This is a genomic window from Yersinia entomophaga, from assembly GCF_001656035.1.
Lineage (GTDB): Bacteria > Pseudomonadota > Gammaproteobacteria > Enterobacterales > Enterobacteriaceae > Yersinia > Yersinia entomophaga.
Genome location: NZ_CP010029.1, coordinates 1,413,681 through 1,440,400 on the forward strand (window position 1 = coordinate 1,413,681; position 26,720 = coordinate 1,440,400).

The following is a 26,720-nucleotide window of genomic DNA, read 5'->3' on the forward strand; positions in this document are numbered from 1 at the left end:
CCGGTAACAAAGCTGATTGCATGGCTGTTGCAATGCAAGCCGTTCAATGGGGTATGAACCCGTTTGTTGTTGCCCAGAAAACCCACGTCGTCAGCGGAACGCTGGGGTATGAGGCGCAACTGGTCAACGCGGTAATTTACGCAATGGCACCTACAAAAGACCGGATTCATTATGAATGGTTTGGCCCATGGGAAAACGTGATCGGCAAGTTCGCAGAAAAAGTTTCAAAGAACGGCAATAAATACATAGCACCAGACTGGACTCTGGCAGACGAGAAAGGCTTAGGGATTCGAGTGTGGGCGACGATGAAGGGGGAGGATGAACCGCGCGTTCTTGAGCTTCTTCTGTCTCAGGCTCAGGTGAGAAACTCCACCCTGTGGGCAAGCGACCCTAAGCAACAATTGGCCTATCTAGCCGTTAAGCGCTGGTCTCGCCTCTACTGCCCCGAGGTTATTCTCGGCGTTTACTCCACTGATGAATTGGACGGAAAACCAAAGCCTGAGCGAGATGTAACCCCGCGCACCAATGCCGACCTGAACAAGATGATCAACACCAAGAAAGCGGAGCCAATCGAGGGCGAACTGGWGAYKRCWRWMSTNWGATGNAKCGCTCACCTGATGCCCTGCTTGCTGACTTCACCAACGCAGCCAGCAACGCAAAGTCAGTTGCAGATCTGGAGAAATTCTTCAAATACAGCCAGCGTGTCCTCGCTAGCCACCCCGACCAGCTGGAAAAGGCGATCGACATTTACAGCATCAGAAAAGCTGAGATGGAAGAATCCGTGGGGTAACAGATATATGGATAATCCGCATGGAAACATCACGGTAGGCGCGGTGACGCTACCTTATCCCCGAATACATCATGGATGGATTACCCCGAAGAACCGCATTGAACGGAACCCATTTAAAGCGCAATTGATTGCGGAGCGGTTCAACTCATGCTTGAAGCTATCAGTCGCTGCTAACGGACTGGTGGCTTAAATCCCTTACCCCTCCACTTAACCGGCAGTCAGTCTGCTGAGGAATAGTTGTGTCAAAAATTCGAGAAGCCATTAACAAGGCACTCCAATACCGAGCCACTCCATCCGAGCGGCTTTTAATATTGTCGGTGATACTCGCTATCTGTTGTGCGGGTATTGCTTATCTGATTATTGATTCGTTTTGAGGTGATGGGAATGGATAAGCATATAGAAGAGCTAAGCAAGCCGGTGGCGTGGACAGATGCAGAAGAACTGCAAGACATGGAGCGGGGATATTCTGGTTACTTGTTCAAATCAATCCTGATGACCGCAACATCGACCCGCACAGGCAAATAATGCTTTACTCGCAAGAGTACGTTGATTCACTGCTAGCCAAGCTGGAAGCGGCAGAGAAAGAAATAAGTGACTGGCGTTCTGTTGCAGGAGCAGCGGCACAAGATGATGCTGACTGGCACAAGCTGGCAGATACTGACAATGAGATAATTTGTAAGCTAGCGAATGCTCTTATTGGCGCAGATGAACGGGCCAAGAGAGCAGAGAAGAAACTGGCTGACCTTGAATTTGCTGATTACAGGATTTGGCATGGCGCGGCGTGCCATAACGGCATGAAGGTTATATCATTAGAGAATGAAAACGCTGAATTGAAGCAACGCGCAGAGGCAGCAGAGGCGCGGCTACTTGTGCCTGATGGGTGGAATGTACTAGGCCCGACTTATCCAGCCCCTTACACCCCCGTTCTTGTTGCTATGAATGGTGTTGTTCAACACATCACCTACCAAATCGAAGAAGGTGATAATGGCGACTACTGGCAACCAGTGAACAATGAAGATGATGATGGTGCGCCAATAAATCAATTCCAGCACTGGAAACCGCTACCTACAGCACCAGTCTATCCGGTTGAAGGGGGTGAGTAGTGAACAAGCCTACGACTATTATCGACGTGGTACTGCGCAAGCACATGGACTACTTCATGGAGTCTGACCGCATGTTAACGGTGTATGGGGCGGAGAAGAAAGCGCTGAACGTAATCCGTAACATGGACAACGTTACTTTGTTATCTGCCATTAGTTCCGCCGCGCATGAGTTGTATAGCCATGTGGGGAAAGGCCCTTTACCGAACTAATCCATTATAGCCAGTGAATATGATGAGCTATTCACAGCATCCAAGCCAGCGGAGGAATAATGCTAATCGGCTTTGTCCTACTTGTCAGTTCCTGCGGCCTTGACGCCTGCGAAGCGCTGCCAGTTTCAGACGATATCTACCCTACCCAGACAGAATGCCAGAACGTATCCGCGCTGATTAAAGAACGCCGCCCGGCGACAGTGCTGATATGTGGCGAAGTACGCCGCTAACCTCTTCCCCATTTTCACGGATATGAAGAAACGGATTTCACTAAATCTGGAGTATCCCCTATGCGAATAACCATTACGGCGCCGGACTCCGGCTGCATTGAATTTGCCACGCGTGCATTAAATGCCTTTATCAAAGGCCGTGGCAATGGCGAATTCCCGCATCCAAGCGGTGCAATAAGTAATTCATTTTTTGGCGCCGAATGCACAGAAAAGCCCAGCGGGAATTATTCAATTAAGTGCTGGCGTATACCAACCAATATTGCGGAGGCAGCATAATGCCCGACGATATCGATAACGCTTCAGCTCTCGAACAACACAACATCGACACCGCAATAGCCAACCGTCCAAAACCAACAATGACATTCACCGGGCGCTGCCACTTTTCTGAGTGCCGCAGGGCAATTACTCGTGGGTTGTTCTGTGATGCTGACTGCCGGGATGACCATGAGATTGACGAACGGCGGAAAAGGAATGCGGCATGAGTGACTACCAGCTTATCTATTGCGACCCGCCGTGGCAGTACAGCAACAAGGCCAGCAACGGGGCGGCAAATAATCACTATGGAACGATGACGTTAGCAGAGCTGAAACGCTTGCCTGTCTGGTCGATGTCAGCACCGGATGCTGTGCTAGCCATGTGGTACACGGGAAATTTCAACCAAGAGGCTCAGGAAGTCGCCGAATCCTGGGGTTTCCAGGCGCGCACGATGAAGGGGTTCACCTGGGTAAAGCTAAACCAACTGGCCGAAGAGCACATTAACAAGGCTCTGGCCGCCGGTGAGGTGCAGGATTTTTACGATTTCCTCACCCTACTGAATGACCAGTCACGGATGAATGGCGGTAACTACACGAGAGCCAACACGGAAGATGTGTTAATCGCCGTGCGCGGGCGGGGGCTGGAGCGGCTGAACGCCAGTATTAAGCAAGTAGTTTACTCGCCGCTTGGTCATCACAGCGAAAAGCCGTGGGAAGTTCGCAACCGGCTGGAAATGCTTTATGGGGATGTGAAGCGCATCGAGTTGTTTTCAAGGAAGGAGTTGCAGGGATGGGATACCTGGGGCAATGAGTGCGGCCAGTCTATTCAACTGATCCCGGGGAGAGCTGAGGCCATATGAGCGAACTAATAATTTACCTGGATTGGGTGCTGCTCTTTATCGGCGGCATCATCACCTACTGGTGGCTGTTCTGCTGGAAGGAGTGAATGTGTGACTCCACAAGAAAAGCAAAACGCCCTCCAGTCAGTAGCAAAGAAATGTAACGACGAAATAAATAATGCCCTCGCCGCACTGCCGGCCAACACCAATAAAGACCTGGTGACCCGTCCAATCATCCTACGTCACTATGAAAAGCTAAAGCCACTTGGCTACAAGCTGGCTTGGCTGCTTTTTGCTATCGGTGTGCTGAATGGTCAGTTTAAGTGGGAGAGGTGATGGAGTTTCTCAGGAGGTCCATATGCAAGAGGTCGAGAAATTTATAAAGATTAAAGAATATGCCGCGATCTTAAGGATTTCAGCCGGAACCATTTACAAAAACCCACTCAAATTTCACATGTTTAAGGTTGGTGATCGCTGGAGAGCCAATCTGGACAGTCTTAAAAAGTTTGAACAACAGGCCGCAAATGACAACAATGTCATCCGGCTGGCTGTTGTAGGCGGTAAGGAGAAGAAGAAATGCCGATCTACAAAAGAGGTAAAATGTACTGGATCGATGTCTCAGCGCCAGACGGAACAAGAATTAGACGCTCTTCTGGCACCGATGAAAAGTCAAAAGCGCAGAGATTGCACGACAAGATAAAGCATGAGTTATGGGCCGTGGCAAACCTAGATAAGCGGCCTGAAAAGTTATTTGAGGATCTGATGGTCCTAGCATTGCGGGATGCGGAGGGGCAATCCAGCTTCACTAATAAACAGATATATGCTCGGTACTGGCTTAGTGTTTTTGGTGGGCGGCTAATCTCTTCTATATCCGGAGAGGAAATAACAGATAACCTACCAACGCATAATTTGATGACAAGGAAGCGCCTGGCTAACGCAACCAGAAACCGGTACCGATCATTCATTATGCGAGGGTTCTCGCTTGCTGATAAAAGTGGGTGGTTGGACCGGGAGCCATATGTTCAGTCTCTGCGTGAGCCAAAGGTGAGAATTCGCTGGATAGAGAAGAGCGAGGCAAAGTGCCTTATTGACAACCTGCGTCATGACTGGATGAAGCATGTATGTTCGTTTGCATTACTTACCGGTGCAAGGCTTGGTGAGATACTTTCTTTGAAGTGGAGAGATGTTGACTTAGGGCGTAGGGTTGCGGTTGTCACAGCGGACAATGCCAAGTCTGGAAGGGCGAGGCCACTTCCGCTTAACGATGATGCTGTAGCCATCATGAGGAAAATACCGATTGATAATGAATTTGTATTTTCTGCTGATGGAGCCAAAGAGGGGTATATCAACAGGACCGACTTTGACCGAGCCATGTTGTTATCAGGGATTGAAGATTTCAGGTTCCATGACCTTCGCCATACCTGGGCGAGTTGGCATGTTCAAAGTGGAACTCCGATCATGGTGCTGAAGGAATTGGGCGGATGGGAGAAACTTGAAATGGTAAATAAATACGCCCACCTGAGCGGTGAACATTTAAGCAAATTCAGTGGCATTGTCACGTTTCTGGCACACGACGCTGGAAGTGGTGAAAACGCCAACCGAATATCGCTTGTAAGTTAATGAAATAAAAGTAAATTTACGCCAACCATTAATCACTAATCGGCGATAGCATCAGATAAACAGTCTGATGTTGCTATTGCCTGACCACACAAAGTATGTGGCCTGTAAATTACTGGTTAACCGTCTCTTGCGGTGCCAGTGGGTTACGGCTGATAAACATCGCATCGCCGTAACTAAAGAATCGATATTGCTCCGCCACGGCCTGCTGATAGGCATTCATGGTGTTTTTATATCCTGCAAATGCAGAAACCAGCATGATGAGCGTGGACTCTGGTAAATGGAAGTTAGTAACCAACGCATCCACAACCTGATACTGATATCCTGGATAAATAAAGATACGCGTATCACCGAAGAAAGGAGCAATTAAGCCATTCTCACAGGCTTTGGCTGCACTTTCCAGAGAACGAACCGAAGTCGTTCCCACCGCGACCACTCTTTTACCCCGTGCTTTACATGCCAATACCGCGTCCACAACCTCTGGCGGTACTTCGGCATATTCGGAATGCATAATATGTTCTTCGATGCTTTCTACTCGCACTGGCTGGAAGGTCCCCGCGCCAACGTGCAGAGTGACGAAGGCCATTTCGATGCCTTTTTCTCGTAGCGCAGCCAGCAGAGGCTCGTCAAAATGCAGCCCTGCTGTCGGCGCAGCCACCGCGCCCGGACGCTCACTGTATACGGTTTGATACAGTTCGCGATCGGCATCTTCATCAGGGCGATCTATATAAGGAGGCAATGGCATATGGCCAATCGCATTCAAAATACTGAAAACGTCCTGTTCTTCATCAAAACGCAACTCGAACAGCGTATCGTGGCGCGCCAGCATGGTGGCGCGGATACTTTCATTGTCGCCCAGAAGCAGCTCAGCGCCCGGTTTCGGCGCTTTTGACGCCCTAACGTGCGCCAGTACCCGATGATCGTCCAACACTCGCTCGACCAACACTTCCAGCTTGCCGCCGCTGGCCTTACGACCAAAAAGGCGTGCCGGTATCACGCGGGTATTGTTGAAAACCAGCAGGTCGCCCGCTTCCAGCTTATCCAGCAAATCGGTAAAAATGCCGTGGGTTAACTCCCCACTCGGGCCATCCAACGATAGCAAACGACAGCCACTACGCTGGGGCTGTGGATAATGAGCAATCAGTGACTCTGGCAGCTCAAAAGAAAAATCGGCAACACGCATGGTTTTCCACTTTAGACGACAAAAACAGGCCGCCTAGTCTAGAGCCGCCAAGGGTTGGCTGCAAGAATTAAGCAAGATAACCTGCTATTTGGATTATACTCTGCGGATGAATTTTCTAGCTCACCTTCATTTAGCCAGTTTGTCCGACAGCTCGCTACTGGGCAATCTGATGGCCGACTTCGTTCGCGGCAATCCGCAGCATGATTATAGCCAAGAGGTTGTGGCTGGCATCATGATGCATCGCCGTGTCGATGTGATGACTGACACGCTACCGCAGGTTAAGCAAGCGCGGCTCTACTTTAGCACTGATTTTCGCCGGGTTGCGCCAATCACGCTGGATGTCCTGTGGGATCATTTTCTGGCACGTCACTGGGATGAATTGGTGCCAGACATCGCTCTGCCAGCGTTTATTTTGCAGGCTCAGCAGCAAATCATTCCGCAGCTCCCGCATACGCCTGAACGTTTCCAGAATCTGAATGCTTATCTGTGGCCCGAACGTTGGCTGGAACGCTATGCCGAGCTGCCTTTTATCGCGAATGTGTTACAAGGCATGGCGAATCGTCGTCCTAAACTGTCTGCACTGGCTGGCTCGTTTTACGATATTGAGCAACATTATCAACCGCTGGAGCAGGTATTCTGGCAGTTCTACCCACAAATGATGCACAAAGCGCAGCATAAACAGATTTAGCCTATCGGTAAGTCTGGTATGGCTTATTTGATTTAAGTCACTTGCTCTTTATGTCAAAGTGGGTATCTTAACAAGACAAAAGATACAAAATTAAGTTATTGATAGATAGAAACTATCACAGCAATTGGTATATAGACCTTTATTGATTGTGGCTAACTCCCTATGCTGTGACGAAAGTTTTATCCCAACTCGTTAATCCATCCCTATTAACAGGAGTAATTTATGGTTCTGGTAACTCGTCAAGCCCCTGACTTTACTGCGGCTGCTGTACTTGGTAACGGCGAAATCGTTGAAAACTTCAACCTGAAAAAGCACCTGAACGGCAAACCAGCCGTCCTGTTCTTCTGGCCAATGGACTTTACTTTCGTTTGCCCTTCAGAGCTGATTGCTTTCGATCACCGTTACGAAGAATTCCAGAAACGCGGCGTTGAAGTTGTTGGTGTTTCTTTTGACTCAGAATTTGTTCACAACGCATGGCGTAAAACCCCAATCGAAAACGGCGGCATCGGCGAAGTTAAATACGCGATGGTTGCTGATATCAAACGTGAAATCCAACAAGCCTACGGTATCGAGCATCCAGATGCTGGCGTAGCGCTGCGCGGTTCATTCCTGATCGACAAAAACGGTGTTGTTCGTCACCAGGTAGTTAACGACCTGCCACTGGGCCGTAACATCGACGAAATGATCCGTATGGTTGACGCGCTGCAATTCCACGAAGAACACGGTGATGTTTGCCCTGCACAGTGGGAAAAAGGCCAGGAAGGTATGGGCGCTTCTCCAGACGGCGTAGCAAAATACCTGTCTAAAAACGCTTCAAAGCTGTAATCAAGCCGAAGTGAAATTGGGTTAAATCCTGATTTAATCGAATAATATCAACCAGTCGGTTCACGCTGACTGGTTTTTTTACGCCCATACCTTTCCCAGCACCATCGCCTCTCTCCTTTTCTTGTTACTGCCCCTTATTAGTGCAACGTGATCCCACCGACATTTTTCTACGTCACTTTTAATTGTCCTGCTCTCCGCGCTGCAAAACGGCTCGCACCGAGCTAATCTGTAACCGGTTAGTTAATAAACAAATCATTTGTTATTAAATAAATAATTGGCGTGATGTTTGCACCAAAAGGTGTTGTGAATACTCGGCAACACCAGGGACTTAACCCGTAGATATGTCAGAGATTTATGAAAAATAACTCATTACAGGAGTCAGTATGCTTTTAAAAAAATGGACGATGCCTTTGACTGTCGTAGCCTTGTTAGTTAGCGGTAACTTACATGCAGCCTCTATGCCAGCAGTGGAAGCTAAAAATGGCATGGTTGTTTCCTCTCAGCATCTCGCTTCTCAGGTTGGCGTTGATATTCTGAAAATGGGCGGTAATGCAGTCGATGCAGCAGTGGCCGTGGGCTATGCTCAGGCGGTCGTTAATCCTTGTTGCGGGAATATCGGCGGCGGCGGCTTTATGACCATTCATTTAGCCGATGGTACAGACACCTTTATCAATTTCCGTGAAACGGCTCCAGCCGCCGCCAGCGCCGATATGTATCTGGATAAAGACGGTAAAGTGACTAAAGATGCCAGTCTGTACGGCTATCTGGCCTCCGGCGTTCCGGGAACCGTATTGGGCATGGACAGCGCACAGAAGAAATACGGTAAATTAACACGTAAGCAAGTGATGGAACCGGCGATTCGTCTGGCGCGGGAAGGTTTTATCCTAACGCGTGCTGATACAGACATTCTCGATACCACCACCAAGCGTTTTCGTGAAGATCCTGAATCTGCTCGTATTTTCCTGCGTAAAGACGGTTCGCCCTTTGAACCGGGAGATAGACTGGTACAGACCGATTTAGCCAATACGCTAGAAGCTATCGCAGAAAAAGGGCCTGACGCTTTCTATCAGGGGAAAATTCCACAGGCAGTGGAAGATGCATCGAAAAAAGGCGGTGGCATTCTGACCGCGGCAGATTTTGCCAACTATAGAATTACCGAAACCGCACCTGTTACCTGTAGCTATCGTGGCTATAAATTTGTTTCAGCCCCGCCTCCTAGCTCTGGCGGCGTAACCCTGTGCGAAACGCTGAATATTCTCGAAGGTTACGATGTGAAAAGCATGGGCTTTAACTCAGCGGCCTATATTCATACACTGACCGAAGCCATGCGCCACGCCTATATGGACCGCAACACCTTCCTCGGCGATCCTGAATTTGTTAAAAATCCTATCGATCGCCTGCTCAGTAAAAGCTACGCCGATGAGATTCGTAAACAAATCGTGCCGGGCAAAGCCACGCCATCAGAAAATGTTCAGCCCGGTAGGCAACCTCACGAAAAACCGGAAACGACTCACTATTCGATTGTCGATCATGAAGGTAACGCCGTTTCAACCACTTATACCGTGAACGGCCGCTTTGGTGCAGTCGTCATCGCACCAGGTACCGGTTTCTTCCTCAATGATGAAATGGATGATTTTACCGTCAAAGTCGGCGAACAGAACCTGTATGGATTGGTTCAGGGAGCGACTAACGCCATTGCCCCCGGTAAGCGCCCACTATCGTCTATGAGCCCGACGTTAGTGACCAAAGATGGTCAGATCTATATGGTTCTGGGTTCACCAGGCGGTTCGCGTATCATCACTATCATACTACAAACTGCGCTGAATATTATCGATCACGGTATGGCTCCGCAGGAAGCGGTTGATGCGCCACGCATTCATCACCAATGGTTACCGGATGAGGTGTATTACGAGCAACGCGGTGTGTCTGCTGACAGCCTGAAAATCCTGAAGGAAATGGGCTATAAAATGGTTGAACAAAGCCCGTGGGGAGCCGCCGAGTTAATTCTGGTGGGCTTGCCGAACGTGGCGGGCGTGTCGCCGGCTAATTCAGGCAATGACTCTGCGGTTTCAGGCAAAGTTCGGGAAGGTTATCTCTACGGTGCCAACGATGTTCGGCGCCCGGCAGGTGCAGCCATAGGTTATTGATAAATTAGATTTATTTATATCTTTCGATTTAGATAATGAAATAAAGCCCCACACCTGAACGACTGTTCGATAAAACACCCCATCCGTTATGGATGGGGTTTATGGTTACCAAGGCAATGCGCGCCCCTGATAATCGATAAAAGCATGGCCGCCCTTACCTGCTAACTTCTCAACCTGATCCACCACGCCACGCACGCTAGTGCTAATGGTTAAAGGTGCAGCATCACCGCCCATATCGGTTTTTACCCAGCCCGGATGGAAGGACAATACCGTTAATGAATTATCCGCCGTTTCTGCCACTAAATGACGTGTCATCATATTGAGCGCAGCTTTACTGGCTGAATACAAAGGCTTATGCCCGCTCTCATTGCTAGTAATACTGCCAAGCTGCGAGGACATAAACGCCAATACGCTGTTATGTGGCTTGCGATAAGGCAATAAATGCTCGGCAATACGGATAGGAGAAACGGTATTAGTTTGGAATAAGGCCAGAATTTCTTCCGGTGTCGCCTTGAGAGCAGATTCATGCTCTGGGCCTGCTACACCCGCGTTCACAAAAATCAGATCAAATTGCTGCCCTGCAATCTGTGGCAAAAATGCCTCAATGCTGGCCGGCTGATTAATATCCAATACCAGCCAGCGAGAGTGATTGGCACCGGTTTCTTTGGCGTGCTGACGAGTCGTGGCAGTCACCGACCAGCCGCGCTGGTTAAGTTCATCCACTAGACCTAAGCCCAGCCCACGAGATGCCCCGATAATTAATGCCGTTTTCTTAGTTGCGCTCATTGTTTATCCTTTTCCACTCGTATTGCCGCATTGACGCTTAATGATTAGCAGCGGGAATATTCACCATAGGACAAAAACGGCAAGGAAAAAAGTGGAGAAATCAGTCGCTGTAATTCAATTATTTTGAATCCACGGCATTTTTCGCTGTGGATTATGGGCTTTAGTTTCATGTCAGACTCATAGAGTCAGTACTTACCCACTCCGCGCCACAGGCTGAAGCTTTCTCCAGCCAATTGCAGATTTACATTCTGCGCATTCAACATGAGCTGGCTATCACCTTCCTCACGCCGCCAGTTTTCTACATTAAGCAGCGGCGACTCCGGTAAACTAATTTCAGCGCCCTGACCGCGCTGCAACGCGATCAATACTCGCTCCTGTCGGTAAGTGCGCACAAACACCAGTGAATCACCACTGGCGAACACCACCTGACAGCCACCGCGCCGTAGCGCTATACTTTCTCGCCGCAGGGCAATCATGCGCTGACTCAACTCAAGCAGTTGTCGATCCCACTGATTTTCATCCCACGGGAAGGTTTTACGGCAGAACGGATCGTTTTCACCGTCTAATCCCACTTCATCGCCGTAATACAGGCAAGGCACGCCGATCCAGCTAAACAACCAGCCTAAGGCCATTTTCATGCGGGATTGATCGCCTTTCAGCAAACTCATAAAACGAGCGGTATCATGGCTATCCAACTGATTAAATAAGCGTAGCTGGCAGTTATGGGATAAACCGGTGCGGTAGCCGTCCATCCATTGAACGCACTCAGCCGCATCCAGCGTTATCGGGTGAGCAGCAACGTCAACTCCGGCCAAAAATGCCCGAACCGGTAACGCAAACCCCATATAATTCATCGCCGAATCTTCAACGCCTGCCTGTAGCCAGTTACGCGCATCACCAAAATGCTCACCCAAAATATAAGCTTGGGGATTTTCTTGTTTAGCCGCCTGATAAATTCCCGCTAAATGGCGCAGATTCCCCTTGGCCCCCCCCCTGCTCTCCAAGCATATGAACCACATCCAACCGCCAGCCATCGATACTGTACGGCGGGCGTAGCCAATGACGCACTACGCTATCATCAGCCTGGTAAATCTGATTCACCACGCCATCAGCGGCAAAATTCAGCTTCGGCAAGCTACGGTTGCCTTTCCAGTCCAACGCCTGCCCGTCGGGATAGAAGTTAAACCAGTCGCGATAAACCGATTCGACATCGTGGCAGGCGCCACCGGTTCCCTGTTGATGCCGGTCAAACCAGATATGGGAATCACCGGTGTGATTAAAGACGCCGTCCAGTACCAGCTTGATGCCTGCGCTATGGGTTTTTTCCCGTAGTTGCAGAAAAGCCTCATTACCACCTAAATAGGGATCGACCTGATAATAATCTTGCGTGTCGTATTTATGTACGCTGGGGGCGGTAAAAATTGGGTTCAGATACAGCGCCGTCACCCCTAAATTTTGCAGATAAGGCAACTTTTGGCAGATACCGGCTAAATCCCCGCCGTAAAATGTGGAAGACGCATGAATGTCTTCCAGCGGCTCATCCCACTCTCGCCGCGCCACCGGACAATCGGCCGCATAGTGGAAATAGCTACCGTTTTGCACGCAGTGACTGCCCTGACTACTGGCGAAACGATCGGGAAATATTTGATAAAAAATCTGATCGGCAACCCAATCCGGCCCCGAGTCAGGTACATCAACGGCAAACTGCGCCAGCTGAGCCGGAGGCACCACCGAAAAACCCAGCGGACTAAACCATTGCTGGCGATCGGCCCAGAGCAATTTAAAACAATAGCGGCGAGTCGGCTGCCCTTCACGCAGTGGCAAAGTCCCGCGATAACGGCGAAAACCATCGTGATCGCGACCTTTCATCGTCAGCAGCCACTCTTCATTATCCGGCTCACAGCGCAAAAAAACCTGCTCCGGTAAGTCATCACCCTGTAACCATAGACTGATGTGTAATGTGTCATCACGTAAATGTATGTAAGGGGGAACCGGTAAATGCCAACCACTAAGCATATAACTCTCCACTATTCAGCATAATTATCGCGCGATCTGACCCAAGAGCGCCTATAGCATCGATAAAGTGACCCAATATCTCAATATGCCAACGATGCCATGTTGCTGGTGCAATCCCCTCATCTGTCAGCATAAATATCAGGGAGGAGCCGGGGGGAGGAGGAAGCAGAAACAAGCTTTACCTCAGGTATACTGCCCGCTGATGACAAAATAAATAACAGGGAGAATGCCATGGGCGTAGCGGATTATCTGGATAAGATTATTGACTGGGCCAATAAGCGCTCAGATATTACCGCACTGATTCTGACCGGTTCGCTGGCGCGTCAGGATCGGATGATCGACGAACTTTCGGATATCGATATTGAAATCATTGCCGAACGACCGCAGGATCTCCTGAAAAACAGCGACTGGATCGGCGAGATCGGAGACATACTGACCTATCTCCCGCTCGATCCCGATGAAAATCAGGCGTGGGCAACCCGGCTGGTGTTCTACCGCGATGGAACCAAGGTGGATTTTACCCTCGCAGATAGTACGCGGCTGCAAACCATGATCGATGCCGCAACGCTGGACTCGCTGTACCAGCGGGGCTATCGGGCGTTACTGGATAAAAATGGCGTTGCTTCTCAGTTACCTGCCGCCAGCGGAATAAGCCAGCAACCCCCATTGCCCACTCAAAAACAGTTTCAGGCCAGCGTCGAGGAATTCTGGTTTGAAGCCGCTCATATTCCTAAGTATCTGTACCGTGGGGAGTTATGGACGGTCAAACTACGAGACTGGACCATGAAGGAGCTATTACTACAGATGATGGAATGGCAAGCACTGGCAAAATCAACATCGGACGTAGATACCTGGCATCAAGGTAGCCATATGCCGCAGTGGCTGGCACCACACATATGGCAAGAGCTGCACCAAACCTTTGGTCAATTTGATGCGGACAGCGCCCGCCAAGCCTTTTACGCCAGTATTCAGCTTTATAGCCAGCTGGCGCGTAAAGTGGCTGAATCACTCAGCTTAAAGTATCCGCAGCAGGTCGAAGATGGGGTTTTGTCTCTTTGTAAAAAAATCGAAAAACTGCCTAAAACTAACCGAACGCATTAAAACGTCACCCATAAAAAAACCGGGTTATTAGCCCGGTTTTCTGGATGTATTCAATCGGCAAATATTATTTAGATAATGCTACCGACGCAGCCTGTTTTTTCTGAAAACGCACTTTCAGGTAGTAGCCCGCCAACAGCAAGGCCACCCATATCAGGCCGACATACAGCGAAATGCGCGTCGTTGGGAAATAACCAATCAGGCCGATAATAAATAGCAGGAAAATAATCCCAGCAACCGAGGTAAACACCCCGCCGCGCAGAGGGAAATCCAATGCTTTAACCTGATCTTTGGTCAATGAACGGCGGAAAGCGATTTGGGAACACAGAATCATGATCCACACCCAAACGGTCGCGAAGGTCGCAAGTGATGCAATCACCAAGAAGACATTTTCTGGCATGATGTAGTTAAGATAAACGGCAATCAGCATTGCCCCCATCATCACCAACACCGTCACCCAAGGCACACCGCGCTTAGAAATCGCACCGAAGACTTTGGGCGCGTGGCCTTGTTCAGCCATACCGTTCAGCATACGGCCCACGCCGAATACATCGCTGTTAATCGCCGATAAAGACGCGGTAATAACCACAAAATTCAGGATACCTGCAGCAATAGTAATACCCAAATGCTGGAACGTCAGTACAAATGGGCTACCGTGAGTGCCGACCTGATTCCACGGATAAATCGACATAATCACAAACAGGGTGCCCACATAAAACACCAGAATTCGCCACGGCACTGAGTTAATCGCTTTAGGAATCGATTTTTTCGGATCTTCTGCTTCACCGGCGGTAATACCGATGATTTCAATACCGCCGTAGGCAAACATGACCAGCTGCAGCGACAGCATCATGCCGACAAAACCGTTACTGAAGAAGCCGCCGTTCGTCCACAGGTTATGAATTCCCGTCGGTTGCCCGCCGTTGCCTATCCCCCAGACAATAATGCCGATACCGGCCAAAATCATGATGATGATGGTGGCAACTTTGAAGAAGGAGAACCAGAACTCCAGTTCGCCAAAGACCTTCACGCTCATCATATTGATCGCACCGATAATCAATACCACGCTCAGCACCCATATCCAATGAGGCACGTCAGGGAACCAGACGCCCATATAGATACCAAAGGCGGTCACATCGGCGATAGCGACAATCAAAATCTCAAAGCAGTATGTCCAACCGGTGATATAGCCGGCCATCGGCCCCAGATAATCCTGCGCATAACGGGAAAAGGAGCTGGCCTGTGGGTTATTCACCGACATCTCACCCAGTGCGCGCATGATGATAAAGGCGACGATGCCGCCAATCAGATAAGCCAGCAACACGCTTGGGCCCGCCATTTTGATGGCGTCCGCCGAGCCGTAAAACAGGCCGGTACCAATTGCTGAACCCAAGGCCATAAAACGGATATGGCGAGTAGTCAGCCCGCGTTTTAGCTTATTTTTGACTGGTAATTCCATAACAATATCCCGTCTTCTTTCAGCAAAAAGCCACGAGCAAAGGCGCGTGGCTAAAGATACTCTCTTCTGCGGCAATTACTGTTTGGCAGTAACTCGTTGACGTCCACAAATGCGATCGTAGACCGCTACCACCACCAGAATCAACAAGGAAGGTGGCAACCAAGACAGGCCTTGGCCCGCCAACGGTAACTGTTCAGTCCAAGCAGGCAGGAAATGCGCAAAGGTCGATGTCTTGATTCCACCCAAAATACCGAACAACAGGCTGACCAACATAGTTGGAGCCACGATACGGCTGGCATTACGCCACCAACGCAGAGTGAAGCTCAGAATCACCAGCACAATACACGGAGGATAAATCGCCGTCATTACTGGAATGGAAATTTGAATCAAATGGCTCAGCCCCAAATTGGATACCAACATGGAGAAAATGCCCAGAATGAATACCAGCGCTCGGTAAGACAACGGCAGATATTGGCTAAAGAATTCGGCTAAAGCACAGGTCAGGCCAACCGCAGTGACCATACAGGCGATGAAGATGAGCGCCGCCAGGAACATACTGCCCAAACCGCCGAAGGTATGCTGTACGTAAGCATGCAGAATCACTGCGCCGTTTTGCGCATCAGGTACCAACGTACCGCTGCTGCCACCCAGTTTGAACAGGCTCAGGTAAACCAGCGTCAGACCCACACCAGCGATTAAGCCAGCCCAAATGGTGTAGCGAGTCAGCAAGCCGGAAGAAACTACACCGCGAGAACGCGCAGCATTCACGATAACAATACCGAATACCATTGCTCCCAGCGTATCCATGGTCAGATAACCATTAACGAAACCGGAAGAGAAAGGCACTTGCTGATAGATTTCGGTTGCAGGAATCTGCGGGCCAGCAGGCCACAGAACCGCAGCAACGCCCAAAATAGCCAGTGCAGCAATTTTCAGCGGAGCCAGAATATGCCCGACGGTGTCCAGTAGACGGCCTGGGTAAAGCGAAATACCAATAACCAGCGCGAAATAGATCAGGCTATAAATAAACAACGGCAATGGGCCATCGCCAGTCAACGGAGCAATACCAATTTCGAAAGAAACGGTCGCAGTACGCGGAGTAGCAAACAGTGGGCCGACGGCCAGATAACAGACGGTCGCCAAAACCAGGCCCGCAGTACGACCAATTGGCGAACTCAGCGCATCAATACCGCCACCAACGCGCGCCAATGCAATAACGGTGATGACCGGCAGACCCACGGCAGTGATCAGGAAGCCAAGTGCGGCTATCCAAACGTGCTCGCCAGACTGAAGGCCAACCATAGGCGGGAAAATGATGTTGCCCGCGCCGACGAATAAGGCAAAGGTCATAAAACCTAATGCCAGTATGTCTTTAGATGATAAACGATGACTCATAGTGGTTGTCGTGTTGCCTAGTTAAAAGGACCAAAAAGGAAAACCCTGGGTTGTTGTCTTTCCGGCTCGATCGAAAACGCTATAACGCTTCACAGAGAGCGCTAATTTCCGACTAATCGGTTTCGATGATTTGCAGTGTTTTTGAAGTTATATGCAGATGGAATAAACCAACAACGGGGGCTAAGTAGAACGTTTATAGCGGAGAAAGGCAAGTCTGGATCGGAAAAGCAGAGTCATCAACCAGATAATTCTTCAATACTAGTTAAACATGTCGGTTATTGAGAAATACACGCCATATGATTTGTATCATTTTTAATCAATTATTAGCATTGGGCGGCCTTCACCGCCCAAAAACTCACCAAATGTCGTTAGCAATATCGACTACCAGCCTGAGTTTTTTCCACTGATCCTGCTCCGTCAGGCTATTCCCTTCTTCCGTCGAAGCGAAGCCACACTGTGGGCTAAGGCAGAGTTGTTCAATATCGACAAATTTGGCCGCCTCGGCGATACGTTCTTTCACCGCCTGCGGTTGTTCCAAGGTGCCATTTTTCGAGGTAATCAGCCCCAAAACCACCTGTTGCTGCCCCGGTTTGATAAAGCGCAGAGGTTCGAAACCACCGGCACGTTCCGTGTCATATTCAAGGAAAAAAGCGTCGACGTTAACTGTGCCAAACAATATTTTCGCTACTGGCTCATAACCGCCCTCTGAAATCCAGGTCGAGCGGAAATTACCGCGGCACACATGTAAACCAATAGTCAAATCCGCCGGCTTGCCTGCCAGTGCCTTATTGAGCACCTGAGCATAGATCTGCGCCAACTGCTCTGGATCTTCACCACGCTCTCTGATCTGACGCTGCTGATCGTCCGAACACAGATAAGCCCACACAGTATCGTCCAACTGTAAATAACGGCAGCCCGCATCATAAAAGGCCTGAATAGCATCACGATAGGTCTGAGCTAAATCGTCAAAATACGCGGTCAGATCGGGATAAACCTGCTTATCTATAGCGTTACGGCCACCGCGAAAATGCAGCACGCTCGGGCTGGGGATAGTCATTTTAGCCACGGAGTTTCCGGCAATACTTTGTAAAAAAAGAAAATCCTCCAGCATTGGATGGGATTTAAAGCCCAGTTTGCCAACCACTTTGATACTGCGAGCGCGCGTCTGAACGCCGTTAAACTGAATGCCCTGCTCGACATCGTAACCTTCAACTCCTTCCAAACCTTCGAAGAAATCGAAATGCCACCAGGCTCGACGAAATTCGCCATCGGTCACCAATTGCAGCCCCGCCTCCTGCTGCTTTGCCACTATGTACCTGATTTCGTTATCTTCAATTTCGCGTAACTGGCTAGCGCTGATATCACCGTTCAGGCGCTGCTGGCGCGCCTGTTTCAACGCCGCAGGACGCAGCAAACTGCCGACAACATCGGCGCGAAAAGCAGGGGTCGTTCTTTGCATAACAGGCTCCAGATCCTATACCGCCGACTAAAGCCGCCACGGCACAAATAATTTACCGAATGGATAGTTTCTTTGAGTTACAAATAGACATCCAGACGTCCAAATAAATTGACTGGAGAGTGTCATCTCACCGATTTTGATTCAATAGAGGAATTTTCACTGCATATGAAATAAATTCATATCCAACTAAATTAGTGGGTAAATCCCAGCGCTGAACGGGCCTTTTTCAAGCTTTCTTGCGATAAGGGGAGATAGCCGTCACGACTCACCAGTTCTTGCCCTTCTGGAGATAGAATTCGCTGCAAGAACGCCGCCGTTAGCGGTTCTAGAGGTTTATCAGGGGCTTTATTGACGTAGATATAAAGATAGCGGGACAAGGGGTAACGGCCATTTCGAACATTTTCGGCGGTTGGCATGACGTAATCCTGCCCTGATACCGACAAAGGTAATAATCTGACGCCACTGGCGCGAAAACCAATGCTGGCATAACCGATACTGTTCAGCGAGGTTGCGACAGCCTGAACCACCGAGGCTGAACCAGGTAATTCATTGACCTGGCTGCGAAAATCGCCGCCGCACAAAGCACGCTGTTTGAAATAACCGTAGGTGCCGGAAGCTGAGTTCCGACTATAACGCTGGAGAGAACGCCCAGCCCACGGGCCTTTCAGCCCAAGATCAGCCCATAAGTTTACTGGCTTATTATCACCACATAATTGATTTTGCGAATAAATGGCGTCCAGCTGTGACAAACTCAGCCCCACCAGCGGATTATCCTGATGCACCAGAACCACCAACGCATCCACCGCCACAGGCACGGCTAAAGGAGGATAGCCATAGCGTTGAACAAAAGCGGCAATCTCGGCGGCTTTCATCGGACGACTCATCGGGCCAAGTTGAGCTGCACCTGCGGCCAGAGCCGTCGGTGCGGTTGACGAACCGGCGGCCTGAATTTGCAGATTAATACTCGGATACTGATGATTGAAATCTTCCGCCCACAGAGACATCAGATTCGCCAGCGTATCAGAGCCTACGCTGGAAAGATTACCGGAAAGCATCCCAACCGGTGCCTGAGCAAAAACCGGAGTGCTGACCCATAACATTGCACCCAGTAACGCCGTTTTGCTCCATTTCATCATCAGAATATCGTCCGTAAAGCCTAGGTTTTGACCGCATTCTCAGCTAAAACCGTGGGAACAATCAATCGCTTCGGTAAGGTGAAGACAAAACGCGTCCCCAAACCAATTTCACTCATGACCTCTAAACGCGCATCGTGGTGACTCAGCGCATGTTTAACAATCGCCAGCCCAAGCCCACTTCCGCCGGTTTGCCGCGAACGGGCTTTATCTACCCGATAGAAGCGCTCGGTAAGACGAGGAACGTGCTCCGGCCCAATGCCCGGCCCGTTATCACTGACCTGAAACTGAGCGCCCTGCGGCGTCAATTGCCAGCACACTTCGATTTTTGTACCGGTTGGCGTGTGATTTACCGCGTTATACACCAGATTGGATACGGCACTGCGCAACTGGTCTTCATTACCAAACACTTTAAGCTGTTCATTCACGCGGAAAGTAATCTCATGGCGACCGCTGCTTAACGCCTGAACCTCATGCTGTAGTAGCTTCAGCATCAGTGGAATATCCACTCGCTCATTCATATCCACATTTGGTGCTGCTTCGATTTTTGATAACGTCAATAATTGCTTCACCAAACCGTCCATCCGTTTGGTCTGCTCTTGCATGGTATTCAAGGCTTTACCGCGCAATGCCGCGTCCAGTTCCTGATCGTGCATCATTTCCAGATAGCCTTGCAGTACAGTTAACGGCGTCCGTAATTCATGGCTAACGTTGGCAAAGAAATTTCGCCGCGCGCCTTCCAGTTGACGCATTTGCGTCACATCTCGCGCCACCATCAGTAATTGCCCTTCTGAATAAGGCATAACGCGAAACTCAACGTAATGGCCATTATTAAGCTGCACGGTCAATGGGCGGCTGAATTCCTGCTGTTGCAGATAATGGGTAAATTCCGGGTAACGCAGCAGGTTAAGAATGTGCTGGCCGTTATCTTCCGGCCAACGAAAGCCCAGTAAATTCTGCGCTAATCCATTACACCAAAAGATATTTCCCTCTACGGTCGTCATAACCACCGCATCGGGCAAGGATTCAGCGCCGCTGCGGAAACGTTTTATCAACAGCGCCAGCTCACGCCGCCGCCGCCGATTACGCAGTTGCATCTGATAAAGACCATAAAACAGCGGCTCCCAGCTCCAGCGTCCGGCCGGTGGCGTCATGCTTCGGTCTAACCATAGCCAATGAGAAAGTTTAAGCTGGTTATAAAAATTCCAGATCAGCGCTGCCAATACTGAAACCAGTAATAGCCAAGGGAGATAACCAATGAAAAGCCCGAGCAATAGCGCGGGCAGACAAAAAAGTGCCAGCTCAATAGCCAGCCTTTTCCATGATAAGCGTTCTAGCACGACACATTCTCCGGCACTACATACTTAATAGCGCGTTGAGAAACGGTATCCGGTGCCCCGGACGGTTTGCACCATTTTGTCATGCCCTTCGGATTCAAGCGCCTTGCGTAAACGGCGGATATGGACATCAACAGTGCGGTCTTCCACATAAACGTTAGTGCCCCAAACATAATTTAGCAACTGCTCGCGGCTGTAAACCCGCTCCGGGTGAGTCATAAAGAAATGCAGTAATTTAAACTCGGTTGGCCCCATGTCTAACGCTTTTTCGTTAGCCATGACCCGATGAGAAGAAGGATCGAGACTTAACCCTTGCATTTCAATCACCTCTTCCACGGCCATCGGTGAAATTCGGCGCATCACCGCTTTGATTCTGGCAACAAGCTCTTTGGGAGAAAAAGGCTTGGTAATGTAATCGTCGGCTCCCACTTCCAGCCCGCGCACCCGATCCTCTTCTTCACCGCGGGCGGTCAGCATCATCACCGGAATATCCCGGGTCATGGCTTCACGTTTCATATGCTTGATAAACTGAATCCCAGAGCCGCCTGGCAACATCCAGTCTAGCAGTACCAAATCAGGGAAAGGCTCGGACAAGCGCGTAACCGCGCTGTCATAATCTTCGGCTTCTAACGGTTGGTAGCCGTTTTGCTCCAGCACAAAACACACCATCTCGCGAATCGGCGCTTCGTCTTCCACCACCAGTATGCGTCTTGCCATCGTCAATCCTGCCAATATGTTAGCGGTTGCTATTTGATTTCCGCGCCATTATGCGTCAGTTTTATGACAGTTTTATGAAAAAAACCATCCCTTTGCAGCCAATAAGCATAGCGGCTAACCGAAAGGGTGTTGCAAGGTTATTTCAGCAACTTTGCGAAGCCGTTCTGGGATTTCAACCAATCCTCCTTTTTAACCGCGACATCCCCTTCTCAACGTTTATAATCAGCGCCATTGATTACCTGCCCTAGCGGGAGTTTTATGCGCATTATACATACCTCAGACTGGCACTTAGGCCAGTATTTCTTCACCAAAAGCCGGGCGGCGGAGCATCAGGCTTTTTTACGCTGGCTAATCCAAAAAGTTGAAGAACATCAGGTTGATGCGTTAATTGTTGCCGGCGATATCTTCGACACAGGTTCGCCACCGAGCTACGCCCGCGAGTTATATAACCGGTTTGTGGTCGATCTTCAGCCGACGGGCTGTCAGTTAGTGGTTCTTGGCGGTAACCATGATTCTGTCGCAACCTTAAATGAGTCACGCGAACTGTTGGCCTATCTCAATACCAAGGTGATTGCCCACGCCAGCAACGATCTGGAACAACAGGTTTTCATTCTACACGATCGTGAAGATCAGCCCGGAGCCATTCTGTGTGCGATCCCTTTTCTACGCCCAAGAGATCTGATCGCCAGTCAGGCGGGAGAATCCGGATCGCAAAAACAATTAGCACTACAAGAAGCCATCGCGGCACATTATCAGCAGCTTTATCAAACGGCGGTCAACCTGCGCAAGCGGCTAGCATTACCCTTGCCCATTATCGCCACGGGTCACTTAACGACCGTAGGCGTCAGCACCTCCGACTCAGTTCGAGACATTTATATCGGCACGCTTGACGCCTTCCCTGCTCAGGCTTTCCCCCCCGCTGATTATATCGCTCTGGGCCATATCCACCGCGCTCAGCAGGTAGCAAAGTCGGAGCATATTCGCTATAGCGGCTCCCCGATTCCTCTCAGTTTTGATGAACTGAATAAAGAGAAGAGCGTATTTTTGGTGGAGTTCTCAGGGCAAAGCCTTGCCGGGGTGGAGACTCTGACTGTCCCGCAGTGGCAACCGATGCAATTAATCAAAGGGGATTTACGGCAGATAGAGCAGCAGCTCGCTGCCTTTAGCCAACTTTCCGGCCCACCGGTATGGCTGGATATTGAAGTCGCCACCCAAGACTATCTCAGCGATATTCAGCGACGCATTCAGGCATTGACGGAGAATCTCCCGGTTGAAGTGGTACTCCTGCGCCGCAGTAAAGAGCAGCGCCAAAACAGTATTCATCAGCAAGAGAAAGAAACGTTGAATGAGCTAAGCGTCAGCGACGTATTCGAACGTCGCCTCGCGTTAGAAACGGAGCTGACCGAACAACGGCAGCAGAAAATGCGGGAAATGTTTCAACAAGTTGTCGATGAAGTCACGCTGAATGCCGATGCAAGAGAAGAATAAGTATGAAAATTTTAAGCCTGCGCCTAAAAAACATTAACTCATTACAAGGCGAGTGGAAGATTGATTTTACCGCCGAGCCTTTTGCCAGTAACGGTCTTTTCGCTATTACTGGCTCAACCGGTGCCGGAAAAACAACGTTATTAGACGCGATCTGCTTGGCGCTGTATCACCAAACGCCACGGATAAAAGTCTCACCCAGCCAAAATGAGCTCATGACACGCCACACCGCTGAGTCACTGGCGGAAGTGGAATTTGAGGTAAAAGGCGTCAGCTATCGCGCATTCTGGAGCCAACGACGAGCAAAAAACTCTCCTGAAGGCAATCTGCAAGCTCCTAAAGTCGAGTTAGCCCTATGCGCGGACGGTAAAATACTGGCGGATAAAGTCGGTGATAAATTGTCACTTATCGCCTCGATTACCGGGTTGGATTTTGGCCGTTTCACTAAATCCATGATGCTATCTCAAGGGCAGTTTGCCGCCTTTTTGAACGCCGATGCTAACGATCGCGCCGAGCTGCTGGAGGAATTAACCGGCACAGAAATTTACGGTCGCTTATCCGAGCAGGTCTTTGAAAAGCATAAACAGGCTAAAGCCGAGCTAGATGCCTTATATTTACGAGCCAATGGCATTGAGCTGATGAATGAAGAACAGCGGCAGGATTTACAACAACAGTTAGACGCGCTGCATCAGCAGGAACAACAGTTCAGCGTCGAATTGCTCAATCTGCAAAATCAGGTCGCCTGGATTACGGTTTTGCGCCAGTTGCAACATAATGTGCAGCAATACGCTCAACAACATCTGCAGGTGGAAGAAGAGTATCAACGGGTTCAGCCCGATCTCCAGCGTTTGGCGCGCAGTGAACCCGCAGAAAAACTGCGTCCATTGCAACAAGAACGGGATCGCTGCCTGCAAGATTGGCAGCAAGCGCAGCAACATATCGCAACCTTAAAACAGCTGCAACAGCAACAACAGCTACAGCTCTCGCCGCTGACGCTAGCCTTGGAGCAGGCCACCAGCGCCCAGTTACAGCACGCTGAACGACAGCGCGAGAAGGAAACACTGATTGAACAGCATATAATTCCTTTAGACAACCATATTGCCGCTCAACGGAAAACCTTGTCGCAACTCGATGAGGATAAACTTCAACAGCAGAATAAAACGCAGAAAAGCCAGCAACAGCTTGAACAAGATGAACGCCTGCTAATGGAAACTCATCAGGGGCTGCAACAGTTAGCTGACTACATTCAGCAAAATACTCATCATCAACATTGGGAAAAGCATCTGCCGCTCTGGAAAGAACAGTTCCGTCAACAGCACAGCCAACGCCAACAACTCGCTGATAATCAGCAAATTTTGCAACAACAAGCGGCGCAGATTGTTGAGCTGCAACAGAAATTCGCCGTACTAAGCGCTCAAGGCGTACAGCAGCAAGCTGCATTGGCGCAAGCCACAATGCAGGCTGACGCCAGCAAACAACAGCTGGAGGCGCTAGAAAAACAGCAACCTCAGGCACAATTGCGTCAACGGCTTGCTGAACTTGGCGAGCAAAGAAATACCCGTCAACGGCTCGCAGCCTTATCGCCGCTGGCTCTACAGCTACAGGCCCAACATCAGAAAAACCAACAATATCTGCTCGATCAAAACCAGAAACTGGTACAACTCGAGCAGCAGCTGATAGAAAAAAGACAGCAATACGCCCAACAAAAACAGCACCTTGCTGATTTGGAAACGCTATGGGATCGCGAAAAACAGATTGTGACGTTGGCGGCAGAAAGAGCCAAATTGCAGTCAGGAAAAGCCTGCCCACTGTGCGGATCCCTAGAACACCCGGCTATAGCCGAATATCAAGCGGTAAAACCGTCTGAAACTGCGCTGCGCGTGGAGGCACTACGTGCGCAGGTTGATGAGCTGTCTAAGACGGGCAGCGGATTAAAAGCCGAAAAAGAAAATCTGCAGCAGCAGAAATCACGTCTGGAACAAGAATTACGACAAAGTGGTCTGCAGTTAGCTGAACATCAGCAAAACTGGCTGGCGCTGACCGCGCGGCTAGCTCTGAATTTCACTCTGGATGAACCGGCTCAGTTAACTGCGTGGCTAGAGCAACAGGAGCAGGAAGAGCAAGAATATCAGCAGAAACTGTCCGAATTTGAGCGACTCAACCAACAATATCAGCGAGCTAAAGACGCATTGGTTCAAGCCGAGCAGAATCAGCAGAAGAACCTGAGTGAAGTCGGCCTGCAACAACAACGCCTGCAAAACATTCAGCAATCTCAGCAGCAGTTACAGCAGACCGACCAGCGTCAGCAGGACGAATATCGACTGCAGCAACAGGATTTCCTCAATACATTAATCAATCTCGATCTACAGCAGCCGGAGCCAGAGCAGCAAACTGAGTGGCTAGATCTGCGGGAATATGAATGGCTGCGCTGGAAGCAGAATCAGCAGAATCAGCAACAGCTGGTATTACAACAAAAAACGCTGGAAACGCGGATAGAAAGCGAACGCCAGCGCCAAAAAGAATACCGCGACCAATTATTGAATATTGAGCAAAAGCTCAGCCAGGCAAACCGTGCGTTGCAGCAATATATTCATCAACGTCAAGAGCTGTTTGGCGATAAGGTTGTTGCCGACGAACGACAAAAACTGCGAACAGAGCAACAGCAAATCGAGCTAGCGCAAAAGGCCGCCAACGAAGCACTGCAACAGTTGCAGTCTCAGTTGAGCCGATTGGGCGGTGAATTAGCTCAACTGGAACAGCAGTTGCAGCAATATCAGCAGAAGGCCACCCAAACTCAGGCCGAATTCCAACAGGCTCTTGCCGCCAGCGAGTTTGATACTGAAGTCGCTTTTGCAGCAGCTTTATTAGATGAAGGCCAACGCCACTCTTTACTTCAACTGCAACAGCAGTTGAATGAACGCTTGCAAGAAGCAGTAATCCGCTTGCAGCAAGCGAATGACAGCCTCAACCAACACCTGAAACATTGTCCGTCAGGTATCTCCCCACACAGCGATTTATCCGAACGGAAAGGAATTGCAGAGCAGATGGCTCTGCAGCTAAAAGCTAACACCCTGCGTCAGGGGGAACTGCGTAATCAGTTAGAGAGCGATACACATCGACGTGCCAGCCAATCAGCCCTGTTCGAGCAGATAGAACATAACCAGCAGCAATACGATGACTGGAACTACCTCAATCAACTTATTGGTTCAAAGGAAGGCGATAAATTCCGTAAGTTTGCTCAGGGCTTGACTCTCGATCATCTGGTTTATCTGGCTAATAACCAGCTTAACCGACTGCATGGCCGCTATTTACTCCAACGGAAAACCAATGATGCACTGGAGTTACTGGTCGTAGACACCTGGCAGGCCGATGCCATTCGGGATACCCGCACGCTTTCAGGAGGTGAAAGCTTCCTGGTCAGCCTGTCTCTGGCATTAGCACTTTCCGATCTGGTCAGCCATAAAACCAGTATCGACTCGTTGTTCCTTGATGAAGGCTTCGGTACTTTGGATGCCGAAACGCTGGATACCGCGCTGGATGCTCTCGACAGCCTGAATGCGACGGGCAAAACCATCGGTGTGATCAGCCACGTCGAGGCAATGAAAGAACGCATACCGGTGCAAATCAAAGTTAAGAAAATTAATGGATTAGGCATTAGCAGGCTTGATAATGCTTTTGCAGTTAATTAAGCGCAGAGTTATGGAAAGATGAAGCAAGAAGCAGCCAAAATCCAAGCTCAGACCGTAAGATTACTTCATATCAACTCGTGAATGCCTAGTGAACGTTGAATCTAGAGTTTGTGGCATTAGGTAAATTAGCACCCTTTGCTATTAATCTAATGCCGCTTTCGCCAACCAATAGCCGCTTATTACAGGTTGAGAAAAGCGGCTATTCATATTCTCTAATACATAATGAAATTAAGCGTCACATAGAGATCTAGCATGTATTGG

Annotated in this window: 24 protein-coding genes and 2 pseudogenes; 17 read left to right on the forward strand and 9 right to left on the reverse strand. The window is 49.6% G+C overall.

The window, feature by feature from the left end; genetic code table 11:
- The 11 genes and pseudogenes from PL78_RS20985 to PL78_RS06450 all read left to right on the forward strand — a co-directional run.
- A pseudogene (locus PL78_RS20985) lies at positions 1-790 on the forward strand (RecT family recombinase); the annotation flags it as partial.
- 7 nt (positions 791-797) lie between these two features.
- Complete coding sequence (locus PL78_RS19940; protein ID WP_084414297.1) at positions 798-980, forward strand: DUF1317 family protein; 183 nt, start codon at positions 798-800, stop codon at positions 978-980.
- Between the two features lie 194 nt (positions 981-1,174).
- Positions 1,175-1,315, forward strand: a complete 141-nt coding sequence (locus PL78_RS20460) for a hypothetical protein (protein ID WP_158513759.1) — start codon at positions 1,175-1,177, stop codon at positions 1,313-1,315.
- The gene (locus tag PL78_RS06420) at positions 1,315-1,893 is read left to right on the forward strand and encodes a DUF551 domain-containing protein (protein ID WP_064514103.1); all 579 of its coding nucleotides are present in this window, start codon (positions 1,315-1,317) and stop codon (positions 1,891-1,893) included. Before PL78_RS20460 ends, PL78_RS06420 begins: the two co-directional genes overlap by 1 nt.
- Positions 1,893-2,102, forward strand: coding sequence for a hypothetical protein (locus tag PL78_RS06425; RefSeq protein ID WP_064514105.1), 210 nt, complete (start codon positions 1,893-1,895; stop codon positions 2,100-2,102). Before PL78_RS06420 ends, PL78_RS06425 begins: the two co-directional genes overlap by 1 nt.
- 59 nt (positions 2,103-2,161) lie before the next feature.
- Positions 2,162-2,332 carry a hypothetical protein gene (locus tag PL78_RS20580; protein WP_167349940.1) on the forward strand — a complete coding sequence of 57 codons (171 nt, stop codon included), beginning with the start codon at positions 2,162-2,164 and terminating at the stop codon, positions 2,330-2,332.
- A gap of 60 nt (positions 2,333-2,392) precedes the next feature.
- Positions 2,393-2,608 (forward strand): hypothetical protein, encoded by a 216-nt coding sequence (locus PL78_RS06430; protein ID WP_049602376.1) that lies wholly within the window; start codon positions 2,393-2,395, stop codon positions 2,606-2,608.
- Positions 2,609-2,810: 202 nt separating this feature from the next.
- The gene (locus PL78_RS06440) at positions 2,811-3,446 is read left to right on the forward strand and encodes an MT-A70 family methyltransferase (protein WP_064514107.1); all 636 of its coding nucleotides are present in this window, start codon (positions 2,811-2,813) and stop codon (positions 3,444-3,446) included.
- Positions 3,447-3,536: 90 nt separating this feature from the next.
- Entirely contained in the window at positions 3,537-3,761 is a 225-nt protein-coding gene (locus tag PL78_RS06445) for a hypothetical protein (RefSeq protein WP_064514109.1), read from the forward strand.
- 22 nt (positions 3,762-3,783) lie between these two features.
- A complete protein-coding gene (locus tag PL78_RS20770) occupies positions 3,784-4,125 on the forward strand; it encodes a hypothetical protein (RefSeq protein WP_071889768.1) in 342 nt (113 codons plus the stop codon).
- Positions 4,026-5,045, forward strand: a complete 1,020-nt coding sequence (locus tag PL78_RS06450) for a tyrosine-type recombinase/integrase (RefSeq protein WP_235601013.1) — start codon at positions 4,026-4,028, stop codon at positions 5,043-5,045. The genes PL78_RS20770 and PL78_RS06450 overlap by 100 nt, the downstream gene beginning before the upstream one ends.
- 109 nt (positions 5,046-5,154) lie before the next feature.
- Here the strand turns inward: PL78_RS06450 and queA are convergent, their stop codons facing one another.
- On the reverse strand, positions 5,155-6,225 hold the full coding sequence (gene queA / locus PL78_RS06455; protein ID WP_064514114.1) for a tRNA preQ1(34) S-adenosylmethionine ribosyltransferase-isomerase QueA: 1,071 nt from the start codon (positions 6,223-6,225) through the stop codon (positions 5,155-5,157).
- Between the two features lie 106 nt (positions 6,226-6,331).
- Here queA and PL78_RS06460 point away from each other — a divergent pair, with 106 nt between their 5' ends.
- The 3 genes from PL78_RS06460 to ggt all read left to right on the forward strand — a co-directional run bounded on the left by PL78_RS06460 (position 6,332) and on the right by ggt (position 9,885).
- Positions 6,332-6,913, forward strand: a complete 582-nt coding sequence (locus PL78_RS06460) for an ACP phosphodiesterase (protein ID WP_064514116.1) — start codon at positions 6,332-6,334, stop codon at positions 6,911-6,913.
- Between the two features lie 222 nt (positions 6,914-7,135).
- Positions 7,136-7,738, forward strand: a complete 603-nt coding sequence (locus tag PL78_RS06465; protein WP_064514118.1) for a peroxiredoxin C — start codon at positions 7,136-7,138, stop codon at positions 7,736-7,738.
- A 383-nt stretch (positions 7,739-8,121) separates the two neighbouring features.
- On the forward strand, positions 8,122-9,885 hold the full coding sequence (ggt, locus tag PL78_RS06470) for a gamma-glutamyltransferase (RefSeq protein WP_064514120.1): 1,764 nt from the start codon (positions 8,122-8,124) through the stop codon (positions 9,883-9,885).
- 105 nt (positions 9,886-9,990) lie between these two features.
- Here ggt and PL78_RS06475 read toward each other — a convergent pair whose 3' ends face one another.
- Complete coding sequence (locus PL78_RS06475; protein WP_064514122.1) at positions 9,991-10,671, reverse strand: SDR family oxidoreductase; 681 nt, start codon at positions 10,669-10,671, stop codon at positions 9,991-9,993.
- A gap of 185 nt (positions 10,672-10,856) precedes the next feature.
- Positions 10,857-12,687, reverse strand: a pseudogene (gene malZ / locus PL78_RS06480) (maltodextrin glucosidase).
- A 231-nt stretch (positions 12,688-12,918) separates the two neighbouring features.
- Between malZ and PL78_RS06485 the strand changes: the two are divergent.
- Positions 12,919-13,788, forward strand: a complete 870-nt coding sequence (locus PL78_RS06485; RefSeq protein ID WP_064514125.1) for an aminoglycoside 6-adenylyltransferase — start codon at positions 12,919-12,921, stop codon at positions 13,786-13,788.
- Between the two features lie 64 nt (positions 13,789-13,852).
- Here the strand turns inward: PL78_RS06485 and proY are convergent, their stop codons facing one another.
- The 6 genes from proY to phoB form a co-directional block, all read right to left on the reverse strand.
- Positions 13,853-15,244, reverse strand: a complete 1,392-nt coding sequence (proY, locus tag PL78_RS06490) for a proline-specific permease ProY (protein ID WP_064514127.1) — start codon at positions 15,242-15,244, stop codon at positions 13,853-13,855.
- A gap of 75 nt (positions 15,245-15,319) precedes the next feature.
- Complete coding sequence (brnQ, locus tag PL78_RS06495; RefSeq protein WP_064514129.1) at positions 15,320-16,639, reverse strand: branched-chain amino acid transport system II carrier protein; 1,320 nt, start codon at positions 16,637-16,639, stop codon at positions 15,320-15,322.
- Positions 16,640-16,994: 355 nt separating this feature from the next.
- Complete coding sequence (locus PL78_RS06500; protein WP_064514131.1) at positions 16,995-18,098, reverse strand: cobalamin-independent methionine synthase II family protein; 1,104 nt, start codon at positions 18,096-18,098, stop codon at positions 16,995-16,997.
- A 191-nt stretch (positions 18,099-18,289) separates the two neighbouring features.
- Entirely contained in the window at positions 18,290-19,231 is a 942-nt protein-coding gene (locus PL78_RS06505) for a PstS family phosphate ABC transporter substrate-binding protein (protein ID WP_064518295.1), read from the reverse strand.
- A gap of 23 nt (positions 19,232-19,254) precedes the next feature.
- Positions 19,255-20,571 carry a phosphate regulon sensor histidine kinase PhoR gene (phoR, locus tag PL78_RS06510; protein WP_064514133.1) on the reverse strand — a complete coding sequence of 439 codons (1,317 nt, stop codon included), beginning with the start codon at positions 20,569-20,571 and terminating at the stop codon, positions 19,255-19,257.
- Between the two features lie 24 nt (positions 20,572-20,595).
- Positions 20,596-21,285 carry a phosphate response regulator transcription factor PhoB gene (phoB, locus tag PL78_RS06515; RefSeq protein ID WP_049598476.1) on the reverse strand — a complete coding sequence of 230 codons (690 nt, stop codon included), beginning with the start codon at positions 21,283-21,285 and terminating at the stop codon, positions 20,596-20,598.
- Positions 21,286-21,543: 258 nt separating this feature from the next.
- Here phoB and sbcD point away from each other — a divergent pair, with 258 nt between their 5' ends.
- Both sbcD and PL78_RS06525 read left to right on the forward strand, forming a co-directional pair.
- A complete protein-coding gene (sbcD, locus tag PL78_RS06520) occupies positions 21,544-22,773 on the forward strand; it encodes an exonuclease subunit SbcD (protein ID WP_064514135.1) in 1,230 nt (409 codons plus the stop codon).
- A gap of 2 nt (positions 22,774-22,775) precedes the next feature.
- Positions 22,776-26,459, forward strand: coding sequence for an AAA family ATPase (locus tag PL78_RS06525; protein ID WP_064514136.1), 3,684 nt, complete (start codon positions 22,776-22,778; stop codon positions 26,457-26,459).
- Positions 26,460-26,720 lie beyond the last annotated feature (261 nt).